Annotated in this window: 12 protein-coding genes; 10 read left to right on the plus strand and 2 right to left on the minus strand. The window is 56.9% G+C overall.

Translation table 11 applies throughout. The annotated features are described in order from the left end of the window. The first annotated feature begins 41 nt into the window (after nt 1-41). From WMW72_RS14625 to WMW72_RS14645, 5 genes are all read left to right on the plus strand, one after another. A complete protein-coding gene (locus tag WMW72_RS14625; protein WP_341416228.1) occupies nt 42-1,043 on the plus strand; it encodes an ABC transporter substrate-binding protein in 1,002 nt (333 codons plus the stop codon). A gap of 115 nt (nt 1,044-1,158) precedes the next feature. Continuing rightward, nucleotides 1,159-2,037, plus strand: coding sequence for an alpha/beta hydrolase (locus WMW72_RS14630; RefSeq protein ID WP_341416229.1), 879 nt, complete (start codon nt 1,159-1,161; stop codon nt 2,035-2,037). Between the two features lie 179 nt (nt 2,038-2,216). Next, on the plus strand, nt 2,217-3,491 hold the full coding sequence (locus tag WMW72_RS14635; RefSeq protein WP_341416230.1) for a multidrug effflux MFS transporter: 1,275 nt from the start codon (nt 2,217-2,219) through the stop codon (nt 3,489-3,491). A gap of 302 nt (nt 3,492-3,793) precedes the next feature. Beyond that, nucleotides 3,794-4,216: a DUF1641 domain-containing protein gene (locus tag WMW72_RS14640; protein WP_341416231.1), complete on the plus strand. Its 423-nt coding sequence runs from the start codon at nt 3,794-3,796 to the stop codon at nt 4,214-4,216. Nucleotides 4,217-4,244: 28 nt separating this feature from the next. Then, the gene (locus WMW72_RS14645; protein WP_341416232.1) at nt 4,245-5,423 is read left to right on the plus strand and encodes an NAD(P)/FAD-dependent oxidoreductase; all 1,179 of its coding nucleotides are present in this window, start codon (nt 4,245-4,247) and stop codon (nt 5,421-5,423) included. Nucleotides 5,424-5,653: 230 nt separating this feature from the next. Here the strand turns inward: WMW72_RS14645 and WMW72_RS14650 are convergent, their stop codons facing one another. Further along, on the minus strand, nt 5,654-6,046 hold the full coding sequence (locus WMW72_RS14650) for a winged helix-turn-helix transcriptional regulator (RefSeq protein ID WP_341416233.1): 393 nt from the start codon (nt 6,044-6,046) through the stop codon (nt 5,654-5,656). Nucleotides 6,047-6,188: 142 nt separating this feature from the next. Between WMW72_RS14650 and WMW72_RS14655 the strand changes: the two genes are divergently transcribed. From WMW72_RS14655 to WMW72_RS14670, 4 genes are all read left to right on the plus strand, one after another. After that, complete coding sequence (locus WMW72_RS14655; protein ID WP_341416234.1) at nt 6,189-6,866, plus strand: NAD(P)H-dependent oxidoreductase; 678 nt, start codon at nt 6,189-6,191, stop codon at nt 6,864-6,866. A gap of 332 nt (nt 6,867-7,198) precedes the next feature. Beyond that, nucleotides 7,199-8,659 carry a circularly permuted type 2 ATP-grasp protein gene (locus WMW72_RS14660; protein WP_341416235.1) on the plus strand — a complete coding sequence of 487 codons (1,461 nt, stop codon included), beginning with the start codon at nt 7,199-7,201 and terminating at the stop codon, nt 8,657-8,659. Between the two features lie 202 nt (nt 8,660-8,861). After that, entirely contained in the window at nt 8,862-9,815 is a 954-nt protein-coding gene (locus WMW72_RS14665) for an alpha-E domain-containing protein (RefSeq protein ID WP_341416236.1), read from the plus strand. After that, on the plus strand, nt 9,812-10,675 hold the full coding sequence (locus WMW72_RS14670) for a transglutaminase family protein (RefSeq protein WP_341416237.1): 864 nt from the start codon (nt 9,812-9,814) through the stop codon (nt 10,673-10,675). The genes WMW72_RS14665 and WMW72_RS14670 overlap by 4 nt, the downstream gene beginning before the upstream one ends. A 424-nt stretch (nt 10,676-11,099) precedes the next feature. On the opposite strand, the gene WMW72_RS14675 is transcribed toward WMW72_RS14670, so the two are convergent. Beyond that, nucleotides 11,100-11,252, minus strand: coding sequence for a hypothetical protein (locus WMW72_RS14675; RefSeq protein ID WP_341416238.1), 153 nt, complete (start codon nt 11,250-11,252; stop codon nt 11,100-11,102). A 28-nt stretch (nt 11,253-11,280) separates the two neighbouring features. Here WMW72_RS14675 and WMW72_RS14680 point away from each other — a divergent pair, with 28 nt between their 5' ends. After that, a complete protein-coding gene (locus tag WMW72_RS14680) occupies nt 11,281-13,044 on the plus strand; it encodes an ABC transporter ATP-binding protein (RefSeq protein ID WP_341416239.1) in 1,764 nt (587 codons plus the stop codon). The last annotated feature ends 20 nt before the right edge of the window (nt 13,045-13,064 follow it).

Genomic DNA, 13,064 nt, shown 5'->3' on the forward strand with positions numbered 1-13,064 from the left:
TCCTCCTCAATGAGAAATATGTTTACAGGAGGAGATCCATCATGGTTCAGACTGCCGACGGTCTTGGCGCTTTCATCCGTCGCCATACGGCCGCATTCCTGTGCTTCGCGCTGGCCGGGAGCTTGTTGACGGCTTGCGGCTCCCATAAGGAGAACGTTCAGGAGCTATCCGGTCAACCGGCTGCAGCTGTGTCTAGCTCAGCAGCACCGGCACCGGCCGAGCGTACGGTTAAGGATGAGATGGGCAATGAGGTCAAGCTTCCGGCTGCGCCCAAGAGGATTTTTGCCCCGTATCTGGAGGATTGTCTGCTCAAGCTGGGCATCAAGCCTGTGGTGCAATGGGCGAATGGAACGGAGGGGCATCCTTATCTGAAGGTGGAGCTGCAGGGCGTACCGACACTTGACTTCTCGTCCGGACTTCCGTCACCTGAGGCGTTGCTGGCGTATAATCCCGATTTTATCATTCTGCATAATGCCAATTATGCCAGCAAGGGGTACGAGAGCTATTCCAAAATAGCCCCTACCTACGTGTTCAATAACGCAACCGGCGATGTGGAAAAGACCCTTGCGGTATTGGGGGACCTGCTGGGCAAATCGTCCGAAGCCGATCAAGCACAAAAAGCCTACGACCAGAAAGTAACGGAGGCCAAGGCCAAGCTGGCTAAGGTCGCTGAAGGGAAAAAAGCTTCGATCATTCGTTTTGCCCCCCGAGGGATCAGCATGATGGGTGCGAATTATTTTGCGGGCCATGTTCTGCATCAGGAGCTGGGTCTGGGCAAGGTCAAGCTCGTGGAGAAGGAGAACAGCGCGAATGTGTCGATGGAGATTTTACCGGACATTGATGCGGACTACATCTTCACGATTAACCAGGGAGGACAAGGGACGGACCGCATCAAGGAGATGATGGCCAGCCCGATCTGGAAAACCATGCCTGCTGTCAAGCAGGGACATGTGTACGAAGTAGACGAGGCCCACTGGCTGGGCGGCGGTCTGATTGCCTATGAGAAAATTATGGACGATGTCGTCAGATTATTGGTTAAGTGACCAGGGAAACGACTCTCTTTAAAGCCAATGCCAGGCAAGCAGAGACACCTGGGGAGGATGGCTCTGTGTTGCGGCTTGGATATGTACCAGATCATGCAGGGAGGAATGAGCCGAGGTGACTACCCTTAATCAAGATCCGGGCGCTCTGCCTAACGACATCGCCCGCCGCCGCAAGGTAGAGCTTCCGGGTGCCGAACAATGGATCATGCATTCACGTGCGGAGAACCGCAAGTATCAAATCATGGTAGCTAAGCCTGCCGAGGAACCGCCATCCTCGGGTTACCCGGTCATTTATGTGCTGGATGCGAATTCCGTATTCGCCACGATGGTAGAAGCGATACGTCTGCAGGGCCGCCGCCCTGATAAAACGGGAGTCTTACCCGCAATCATCGTCGGTATCGGTTATGAGACGGAGGCGCCGTTCTCCGAGGACCGCTATTACGATTTGACACCTGAGCCGACGACGGTCTACCATCAGAAACCGGATGGTACACCGCTGCCTGAGCAAGGAGGGGCCGCGGCTTTCCTGGCGTTTATCGAGCAGGAGCTGAAGCCGCTGATCGAACGGGAATTCCAGATCGACCGAAGCCGGCAGACGCTGTTCGGCCATTCGCTGGGCGGGCTGTTCGTCCTGTATGCGCTGTTTATGAAGCCGGATGCGTTCCGGAGCTATATCGCAGGCAGCCCATCCATTCACTGGAATGAGTCGTTGCTGCTGGAGCAGGAGCGGCAATTCAAGGCCCGTCTGGAGCAGGAGCCTACTGCGATTCAACTGCTGCTAGGGGCGGGGGAGCTGGAAAAGAGCCATATCGCCCGCATTAATGATAACGCGAGGGAGCTTGCCGGGCGTCTCTCAACCCTGTCCAGCCGTGGAGTGGACGTGGAGTACAAAGAGTTTGAGGGCGAGGGACATGTATCGGTGCTGCCCGTGCTGATCAGCCGGACGCTGCGTCTGGTACTGCGCCCGGAATCAAAGAGTCATAGGAGTCTCTAATTCGCCTGGGAAGGGAAATCATCCGAGTAGCTTGAATCACAAAGCTTCCAGAATTCGCGTCACCTTCGGATTTTGGAGGTTTTTTTGTTGGAAAAGCTGGTTGCCGTTCACGGGATTGCTGATTTTCCTTTTGACCCGGTTGATGTAGAATAGAAGAATTGATCGGGTACGGAGAAAGGATGGAAACTGGAATGAAGGAAAGCTCGGCAACCGGCGGAGGGCAGGCCGGAGGGGAAGCCCGGAGAGGCGGGGCGGCCCCGGAACAATCCCGCCGCCGCTTATGGACAGCGCTGGTGCTGGGGGTGCTGTCCGCCTTCGGCCCGCTATCCCTGGATATGTACTTACCCGCCTTGCCGCAGCTGGCAGGCGACCTGAATACGAGCGCCTCGATGGCACAGCTCAGCTTGACGGCCTGTCTGCTCGGGCTGGCGCTCGGGCAGCTGATCGCCGGTCCGCTCAGCGACATGCACGGGCGGCGTAAGCCGCTGCTGGCGGGCCTGCTTGTCTTTGCCGCAGCATCGCTGCTGTGCATGCTCGTCGGCTCGCCGGGCGCCTTCGTGGCGCTGCGGTTCATCCAGGGGCTGGCGGGCGCCGCAGGCATCGTCATATCGCGCGCTATCGCCCGCGATATGTATGTGGGCACGGAGCTGACGAAGTTTTTCGCGCTGCTCATGCTCGTGAACGGCGCGGCTCCGATTCTGGCCCCGATCTTGGGGGGCCAACTGCTGGAGTTCACCTCGTGGCGCGGCGTATTTCTGGTGCTGGCGGGGATCGGCGTGCTCACGCTGCTCGCTGTGGTGCTGGGGCTGCCGGAGACGCTGCCGCCTGAGCGCCGTCTGCGCGGCGGGGTCCGCCAAACGGTGATAACACTTGGCCGGCTGGTCCGTGACCGTGCCTTCATGGGCTACGCACTGTCCCAGGGCTTCGTGACGGCAGCGATGTTTGCTTACATCGCAGGCTCGCCCTTCGTGCTGCAGAACCTATACGGCGTCTCGCCGCAGGGCTTCAGTCTGATCTTCGCGATGAACGGCATAGGGATCATCCTGGCCAGCCAGACAGCGGGCCGGCTGGCCGGACGCATTCCCGAATCGCGGCTGCTGGTCACGGGCCTTACGCTGGCCGCCGTGAGCGGCGTCCTGCTGCTGGCGGGGCTGGCCTCTGGCGCAGGGCTCGCCTGGATCTTGCCGCCGCTATTCGTGGCTGTCTCCTGCGTCGGCCTGGTCGGGACGGCTTCGTTCCCGCTGGCGATGGCTGGGCAGTCGGCCGCGGCAGGGAGCGCGTCGGCGCTGCTGGGTGTCCTTTCCTTTATCTTCGGAGGGCTGGTCGCGCCTCTCGTGGGCATCGCTGGAGACAGCTCCGCGCTTCCGATGGGAATCGTCATGGCCGCGGCGAATCTGATCGCGATCCTGCTTTATGTCACGTTAATCGGCCGCCACAGAGCCTCCCGGGCTTAGCCTGAGGGGGTTCTCTTGTGTCTAATTCACAAATTGTTCACAATTGTCGAAAATTGGCTTTTCTACCTTTGCGCAAGCGGAGTTATAATAGAACCAACATAGGGCTCCGATTCGGGCCTGACCCTTTTATCGAGCATGTTGTGAAAATTGGTACAATTAGGCCGTCATACGGATCCATGAACGTTATTTCCCTTCCCAAAGTCAAGTAACGCGCACGCAGATCTGAAGCCTAAGTAAGGGCTCGAGCAGGATCCGGACACAGGTGGCTTCTATTTTTTACATGCAAAGGAGGACGTTGACTTATGTCTCAAACGACACAAACGATCGCACGGGAATCCGTAGATGTGCTGGATCAACTGATGAAACCCGAGGTGCAGGAATCGCTGACCGTGCTGGTGGAAAATCTGCCGAAGCTGGCCGAAATGGTGACTCTGCTGACCAAGACCTATGATGTGGTGCAAAGCCTGGCTACCGACCAAGTATTCGTCGATGACATCAAGGGCGGTATCAGCGAAGTGGCGCTGCCGATCGTTGAGGGAGCTAAGACTCTGGCAGCCAACGCTATCGAAGCCAATGACCGCGCTCAAGTCGAGACGGCTACGATCGGCCTGTTCGGTCTGCTCAAAATGCTGAAGGACCCGCAAGTACAAAAAACATTCCGTTTTGCCCAAGCTTTCCTGGAAATCTCGGCACAACGCAGCCAGCAAAAACGCCAAGGCGAATAATTCGGTATAACCAGAACGGAGGATAAGCATGTCGAAGCATATTTTGATCCTGGGCGGCGGTTACGGCGGTCTGCTCAGCGCCCTGACAGCACGCAAATATTTGACCCCTGAGGAAGCGACGATCACGGTCGTGAACAAGGTCCCTTCCCACCAAATCATTACCGAGCTGCACCGTCTTGCCGTAGGCAACCTGACGGAGCAGGCTGTGGCGCTTCCGCTTGAGAAGCTGCTGCGCGGCAAAGACATCAACCTGCGTATCGATACCGTCGAGACGATCGGTCTGGACGAAAAGCGTGTTGTCCTGAAAAGCGGCATCACGTACGACTATGACGCACTCGTTATCGCTCTCGGCAGCGAAACGGCTTACTTCGGTATCCCAGGTCTGCAGGAAAACAGCTTCACGCTGAAATCCGTAGACGATGCGAACCGCATCCGTGCGCACGTAGAAGCGCGGGTTGAGGAATACGCGAAAACCAAAAACAAAGCCGACGTAACCTTCGTGGTCGGCGGCGGCGGTTTGACCGGTATCGAGCTGGTTGGCGAGCTGGCGGACATGCTTCCTGGGCTGTGCCGCAAGAAGGGTGTGGACTTCAATGACGTATCCCTGTACACAGTTGAAGCCGGTCCTTCCATCCTGCTGGGCTTCCCGGCGGAGCATATCGAGCGTGCTCAGACGAGTCTGGAGAAACGCGGCGTAACCTTCCTGACAGGACTTGCGATCACCGAAGCTACGGAAACGACCGTATTCCTGAAAGACGGCAGCTCCCTGGAATCGAACACGATCATCTGGACAGGCGGCGTACAAGGCAACGCACTGGTTGGCGCTTCCGGCGTCGAAGTGAACCGCGGCCGTGCAACGGTTAGCGAAACGTTGCAATCCGTCTCCCACCCTGATGTATACGTTGCTGGCGACAGCGCCGTCGTCATCGGACCGGAAGGCCGTCCATTCCCTCCAACAGCTCAGCTTGCTTGGCAAATGGGCGAAACGATCGGCTACAACATCTTTGCTTCCATCAAGGGCGCTCCAACAGAGCCGTTCAATCCGGTATTCTCCGGTACCTTGGCGAGCCTCGGCCGCAAAGACGGCATCGCGACAGTCGGTGGCAGCCAAACCAAACTAAAAGGCCTGCCGGCTTCGCTGATGAAAGAAGCGAGCAACGTGCGCTACCTGTCGCACATCAACGGCTTGTTCTCCTTGGCCTACTAATTCGTACGACCTCAAGTCCCGTTCTTCCTGGATTCAGGAAGAGCGGGGCTTTTTTACATTATGGAATGTATCAATGGCTTATTTTTCACCGCGCAAATGAATGAACGAAGCAAAGAGGATCTGGCTGCGACGAGATTGTTGGTGAACTGAATAAGCTGCTATGAGCGGGAAAGGGCTGTCTCTGCGTCATGTCCAATGCGAACGTGACGAAGGGACAGCCCTCGGCTTATCTATAGATCATGTAGATTGGCAGAGTCATTAGCATGTTGTGCAGCGCCGTTGCTCATATAGACTTGTCCCCATTCTTTCATAAGCATAATGATTGGAATGAGCGTTCTGCCGAAATCAGACAAGGCGTATTCAACCTTGGGAGGAATCTCTGGGTACACAGTACGGGAAATCACGCCGTCTTCCTCCAACTCGCGAAGCTGAAGCGTGAGGACCCTCTGAGTGATGCTTGGACAAATCCTCCGGAATTCATTGAATCGTTTTGGGCTTTTGATCAGATGATACAGAATGATGCCTTTCCACTTTCCTCCGATTACATTCAGCGTATATTCAACAGGACATGCCTCGGTATTGGCTCCGGGAGTAGGCCCAAACCCGCCTTTTCGATCTCTCATGCTATCGCCTCGATTCAGGTCACATTATTGATACTAAGCCACATTAATGTGCGTTCTTACAAATATTCTTCTTGTATTCTAATATTAGAAGCACAGCGGGGCGTCCGTCAATAAGAAGGAACTGGTGAGGAGAGATGGAGAGATGAACAGCCTGGAACATACAAAACATGATATTCTATCAGCTTTTAGCTTCAGACATGCTACTAAGGAATTTGACCACAACAAAAAAATCAGCGCTGCCGATTTTGATTTTATTTTGGAGGTGGGCCGATTGTCGCCCAGTTCCTTCGGCTTCGAGCCTTGGAAATTTATCGTGGTTCAGAATATGGAGCTGCGTGAGCAACTGAAGGAGTACGCATGGGGAGCGGTTAAACAACTGAAGAGTGCCAGTCACTTTGTTATTATTCTGTCAAGGCTGCCAAAGGACATGGCCGCAGATTCCCCCTATATACAAAATATGCTGAACGTCGTGCAGCAATTACCGGCCGAGATAGCCAAAGAAAAGCGGGCCGTATATGACAAGTTTCTGAAAAACGATTTTGCGCTGCAGAGCAACGAGCGTGCCATGTTTGAATGGGCATGTCGTCAAACCTATATCGCTTTAGGCAATATGATGACGGCGGCGGCACAAATCGGCATCGATTCATGCCCGATCGAGGGCTTTGATAAGGAGGCGTTAGAGCAATTGTTAGTTAAACAAGGCGTAATGGACAATGAGCATTTCGGTGTAGCATGCATGGTGGCGTTCGGCAGCAGATTACGGGAGCCGCGCACAAAAACACGTAAGTCGGCGGATCAAGTTGTCGAGTGGATAAGCTGAAAAGTAAGGAAAAGCCAGTCGGGTTCGTTTTAATGCAGCACGATGGAAGGTGATGTAATGAATTAATCTGGGTGCAGGGGGAACCAGACACCCACTTAGAACTCCGATGAGCATCGATGCTCAAACTTAAAGGACGCCGCAAGGCGTTTTTTTACATGTTCAAGCCAAATAAAATATTTTTTATGGAAAATATATGTCATGTATATTGACGTGAAAAGATTTAAAAATTATGATTGAACGTATAAATAACAAAATAATTCGAAATATTCGTAATTATCAGTTATATAATGTTATTTAATCTAACATAATTATAGAAAAAGGGGGCGGTTTCGATGTCTACAGGCGATCGTACAACCCAAGCGCCGTATTCTCTGCAAGCTTTTTATGATGAGATGTTTGGCACCCGTGAGCCGATCCGCCGGCATTATGAGCAGGTTTTCCGCCGTTTCTCACAGATGCGGCCGGAGGAGCTGGCAGCCAAGCAGCAGGGCATGGAGCGCCGGATGATGGAGGAGGGCATCACGTTCACGCTCTATAAGCCGGAACAGGCCCAGCCGCTGGAGCGCACGATCCCTTTCGACCTGATCCCCCGCATTATTCCGCAGGAGGACTGGACGATGCTGGAGGCGGGTCTGATCCAGCGGGTGAAAGCCTTGAACCGATTCGTCCATGATGTGTACCATGAGCAGCATATCATCAAGGACGGCATCGTCCCCCGGCGGATGGTGATCGCCAACTGCTACTTCAGGCCGGAGATGATGGGCGTCGAGGTGCCCGGCGGCTCCTACATCACGACCTCGGGCATCGATCTGATCCGCGATGCGTCCGGCGAATACTTTGTCCTGGAGGATAATCTTCGCTCGCCCTCCGGCTTCTCGTACCTCTTCAAGGGCCGCTCGATTATGAAGGAGCTGTTCCCCGAGCTGACGCTGTCCTGCTCGCTTCGCGATGTCGATCACAGTCTCAACCGGTTCCTCACGATGCTGCGAAGTCTGGCGCCCGGAGGCAAGTCCGATCCGGTCATCGCCCTGCTGACGCCCGGGGAATACAACTCCGCCTACTACGAGCATGCCTTCCTCGCCCAGCAGATGGGCATCCATCTGGTCGAAGGCCGCGACCTCATCGCCCGCGATCACAAGCTGTATATCCGCGGCATGAAGGGTATGGCGCAGGTCGATGTGCTGTATCGGCGGCTGGACGATGATTTTCTGGACCCGCTCGTCTTCCAGCCGGATTCGATGCTCGGCGTAGCAGGGATCATGAATGCTTACCGCGCTGGCAACCTGGCTATCGCCAATGCTCCGGGAACCGGTGTGGCGGATGACAAGGCGATCTATGTGTACGTGCCGGATATGATCCGGTATTACCTCAAGGAGGAGCCGATTCTCCGCAATGTGCCGACCTACCTGCTGTCCCGGCCTGAGGAGCGGGACTATGTGCTGCAGCATCTGCCGGAGATGGTCGTGAAGGAGACTTCCCTATCCGGCGGCTACGGGATGCTGATCGGACCGGCAGCGACCCGGGCGGAGATCGACGCCTTCGCCGAGCTGATCCGGCGAGATCCGGGCCGCTATATCGCCCAGCCGACCGTGCAGCTGTCGCGTGCCCCCGTCTTCCAGGACGGACTGATGAAGCCGCGTCATATCGACCTGAGAGCCTTCGTCCTGCAGGGAGCAGGCGAGCAGATGCATGTCATCCCCGGCGGCCTGACCCGGGTCGCGATGAAGGAAGGCTCGCTTGTGGTCAATTCCTCGCAGGGTGGAGGCTGCAAGGATACCTGGGTGCTGGCTTAGCGGCCGGGGGCATGAAGAAGTCGATGTCGTACCTGTTCTAGGCGACGAGACTTTGGGGCCTAACCAAGGGTGGCGGTTCACGGACCTGAGGGCAGTTTCCCGGGGTCTAAGGCCAGTCTGACGGAGCCGGACCTGCTGCGGCGGTCCAAGATAACCGGTATAAGCCGCAGACTATTCGAGGGGACGGAAGGGGACTTTGACGATGATGCTTAATCGGAATGCGGAGGCTTTATTTTGGGTCGGACGATATATGGAGCGCGCGGAGAACCATGCGAGATTGATCGATGTGCATTATCACATCCAGCATGAGGGCGATTTTGACCATGAGGAGCACAAATGGGCGAGGCTGGTCGACGCCTTCGGCGCGCGCGGCGATTATACGCAGCAATTCGAGGCTTTCACGCAGAAGGATGTGCTGTCGTTCATTACGCTCGACCGGGGCTACGGAAACTCGCTATTCTGCTGCATCAGTCAGGGGCGCAGCAACCTGCGCACGCTGCGGGAGAAGCTGCCGAGTGAGCTATGGGATGTGCTGAACGGCTTCTACCTGTGGCTCGGCGACAAGAAGGTGGACGATATTATTGCGGAGTCCCCGCATCTGTTTTTCAAGCAGGTCAAAGAGAAGACGGCAACCTTCTACGGCATCCAGCAGTCCGTGATGCTGCGGGAGAACGAGTGGAACTTCATCGAGATGGGGCGCTGTCTGGAACGCGCGGAGAATACAGCCCGTATCCTCCAGTCCGTTCTATCCGCGATCCGTGAGGATCAGGCTCCCGCTTATCCGTATTTGCTGGCTGTGCTGAAATCCGTCAGCGGGTACCAGGCGTTCCGTAAATTCTATGCCGACGGGGTATCCGTGGAGCATATTATGGAATTCCTGATCGTCAACGATTTCTTCCCGCGCTCGATTCACTTTACGTTCTCCCAGCTCGAGAAGCATCTCGCCGGGATCGAGGCGCTCCGCGAGCTGCGGACCCCGCGGGAGCGTGCGATCCGGCAGGTGAGCAAGGTGACCGCCGAGCTGGCGTGTCTGGAGCGGGAGGACATGGCGCTGCCCAAGGTGCAGCCGCTCTTGGATCAAGTAACCCGCTCGTGCCAGAGCCTAGGGCAAGTGATGGCGAGCGCTTTTTTTCGCATCGGGGAGGCGAGTGCATGAAGATCGAGATCCAGCACGTGACCCGCTACAAGTATGGGGAACCGGCTACGGAGAGTGTCAATGAGCTCAGGCTCACGCCGCGGACCGACGGCCGTCAATCCTGCTATCATCATGAGGTGATGATCGAGCCGACCGCATCGCTGTTCACCTATGAGGATTACTTTGGCAACCGGGTACACGCATTTAGCGTGAACTCGCCGCATCGCGAGCTGGTTGTCCGCACGCGGGCGACCGTTGTCACTCGCGATCAGGATACGGCGATCCGGCCTGCAGCCGCGCTGGAGGAGCAGCTTCTCAAGCTGCAGAGCGAGGAGTTCCAGGACCGGTACATCGAGTATTTGCTGCCAACTGCTTATACGCTGGAGACGGAGGAGCTGCTGGCCTATGCGGAGCGGTATCCGTTCGGCGGCGAAGGGTTGTTTGCCTGGTCGAGAGGCCTGATGGAGGGCATACACCGCGATCTGACCTATGATCCTGGGGCCAGTCACGTGCATACGACCGTTAGTGAGACGCTACAGCTTCTGCGGGGGGTATGTCAGGATTACGCTCATCTGATGATCGCCGTCTGCCGCAGCCGGGGCGTCCCGGCGCGTTACGTCAGCGGGTATCACTTCGTAGGCGATCTGCAGGGCGGGAGTGCCGACTTCGAGCAGGCGTCCCATGCTTGGGTCGAGGTGCAGATTCCCGGCACCGGCTGGCTCGGCTTTGACCCGACCAATCAGGCGGAGGTCGGGTGGCGGTACGTGAAGCTCGGGCACGGGCGGGACTACAAGGACATCGTGCCGGTCAAGGGGGTCTACCGGGGCTCCGGCGAGCAGCACCTGGAGGTGACCGTGGATGTCCGCCGTCTGGATGCCTAATGGCACAAGAGGGGGAAGGGGGACTGAACCGGGGCAATCAAGGATGCGGTCACGCGGAAGTGTGACCTGCCGGAGGAGGCATGTGGTGGACGCGATGCATAAGGTCTTGTCGGATACCGGAATTCCTGAACGTCAGGAGCTCCGGTATTTTGCGCTGTCCGTACCCCGTCCCATCTGCGGCGGCCGCAATAAAGATTTGTTATAGTGATTTAATCGGCCTGTCCTTCGTTGACAACAAGCCGGGAGGCATGCTAACCTTCTAAAGTACCTATAAATTCTAATTAATGGAAAGGGGCGACATGAGTCCATGCGTACATTTACTTTTGATCACCAAGCGCGTCTGCGCGTACGTCCTAACTTCATAGCTCGCTTCGCAGCCTTTGCGGCATCCAGTAGTTAGGAAGAGTGCGGTTCAAACCGCTTCCTAGGGTACGGTAGCAAGATGCAGGTCGCGGACTCGTGTGGCCATGCGCTGAATATCAATCAGGATAAGCACATCGCTTGCGGGCGCTGTGCTTTTTTGTGTGGAGAAGGCTTGCTCATCGCAGTCCTGCTCCGAGTTGAAGACATCCAACATAGGCTTGGAAAAAGGGGGAGATCGCCCAATGTTCTCGATTTTCAACAAGCTCGGCTGGTTTTTCCGGCAGGAGCGCAAACGCTATTCCATCGCCATCGTGCTGATGCTGATCGCCGGTATTCTGGAAATTTTTCCGCCAATGCTGGTCGGCCAGGCGATTGACACGATCTCGCTCGGACATATGAGCTGGGATTACATCGTCCGTACCGGGCTCGTACTGGCCGGCATTACGGTGGTGGTCTATATCATCTCCTATATTTGGGGCTACAAGCTGTTCGGCGGCGCTTTCGTCGTCGAGAAGCTGATGCGTGGCCGGTTGATGAGCCATTTTCTGAAAATGACGCCTACCTTCTACGAACGCAACCGCACGGGCGACCTGATGGCCCGCGCGACGAACGACCTGCAGGCCGTGGCCCAGACGGCGGGCTTCGGCATTCTGACGCTGCTGGATTCCACGATGTGGATGGCGACGCTGCTGGTCACGATGACCGTCTTCGTCTCCTGGAAGCTGACGCTCGCAGCCGTGCTTCCTTTGCCAATCATGGCGCTGCTCGTTAGCCTGTACGGCGGCTGGATTCATACGCGGTTTATGAAAGCGCAGGATGCTTTCGGAGACATGAATGAGGGCGTGCTGGAGACGGTATCCGGCATCCGGGTCATCCGGGCCTATACGCAGGAGCGGGAGGCTGAGCGGCGGTTCGCCACCGTGACGGAGGATGTACTGGAGAAAAATCTGGCGGTCGTGCGGATCGAAGCCTTGTTCGAGCCGACCATTAAAATTCTGGTGGGCGTCAGCTACATGATCGGCCTCGGCTACGGCGCGTATCTCGTATTCCACAACGAGCTGACGATCGGGGCGCTGGTTGCCTTCAACGTCTACCTCGGGATGATGATCTGGCCGATGTTCGCGATTGGCGAGCTGATCAATGTGATGCAGCGGGGCAACGCCTCGCTCGACCGGGTCAATGAGACGCTGGGCCACAAGCCGGATGTGCCTGAGCCTGAGAACGGAGCGCAGCCGGAGCTGCCGGGCCGGCTGGAGTTCCAGGGTGTGACCTTCCGTTATCCGTCCTCCGAGGTGGATAATCTGAAGGACGTAACCTTCACGCTGGAGCCCGGACAGACGCTCGGCATTGTCGGCCGGACCGGCAGCGGGAAGTCGACGCTGATCAAGCAGCTGCTGCGGGAGTATCCGGCCGGAGAGGGCCGGGTCCTGCTGGCAGGTCTGCCGATCGAGGGGCTGGATATGGGCCGGCTGAAGTCTTGGCTTGGCTACGTGCCGCAGGAGCCGTTCCTGTTCTCGCGGACGATCCGCCGCAATATCCAGTTCGGCGGCGAGCATGCAGGCGAAGAGGCGCTGCAGGAGGCTGTGGCTGTCTCTGCCTTCGCCAAGGATCTGCAGTTCCTGCCGAATGGCATGGATACGATGGTCGGTGAGAAGGGCGTGGCACTCTCCGGCGGACAGAAGCAGCGGGTCTCCATGGCCCGTGCGCTGATCGCCAATCCGCGGATTCTGATGCTGGATGATGCCATGTCCGCGGTCGATGCACGCACCGAGGCGCAGATTATCGGCAATATCCGGAGAGCCCGTGCCGGCAAGACAACGATCATCGCTACGCACCGGCTGTCGGCGGTGCAGCATGCCGATCTGATCCTCGTGCTGGAGGAAGGCCGCATCGTAGAGCGCGGAACCCATCAGGAGCTGCTGACGCATGGCGGCTGGTACCTGGAGCAATATGAGCGGCAGCAGATCGAAGCGAAGCAAACGGAGGAAGGAGCGGAGGAAGCATGAGCGAGCCCTATGAGGCGCTG

Origin of the sequence: Paenibacillus filicis (genome assembly GCF_038070315.1) — a bacterium.
Lineage (GTDB): Bacteria > Bacillota > Bacilli > Paenibacillales > NBRC-103111 > Paenibacillus_G > Paenibacillus_G filicis.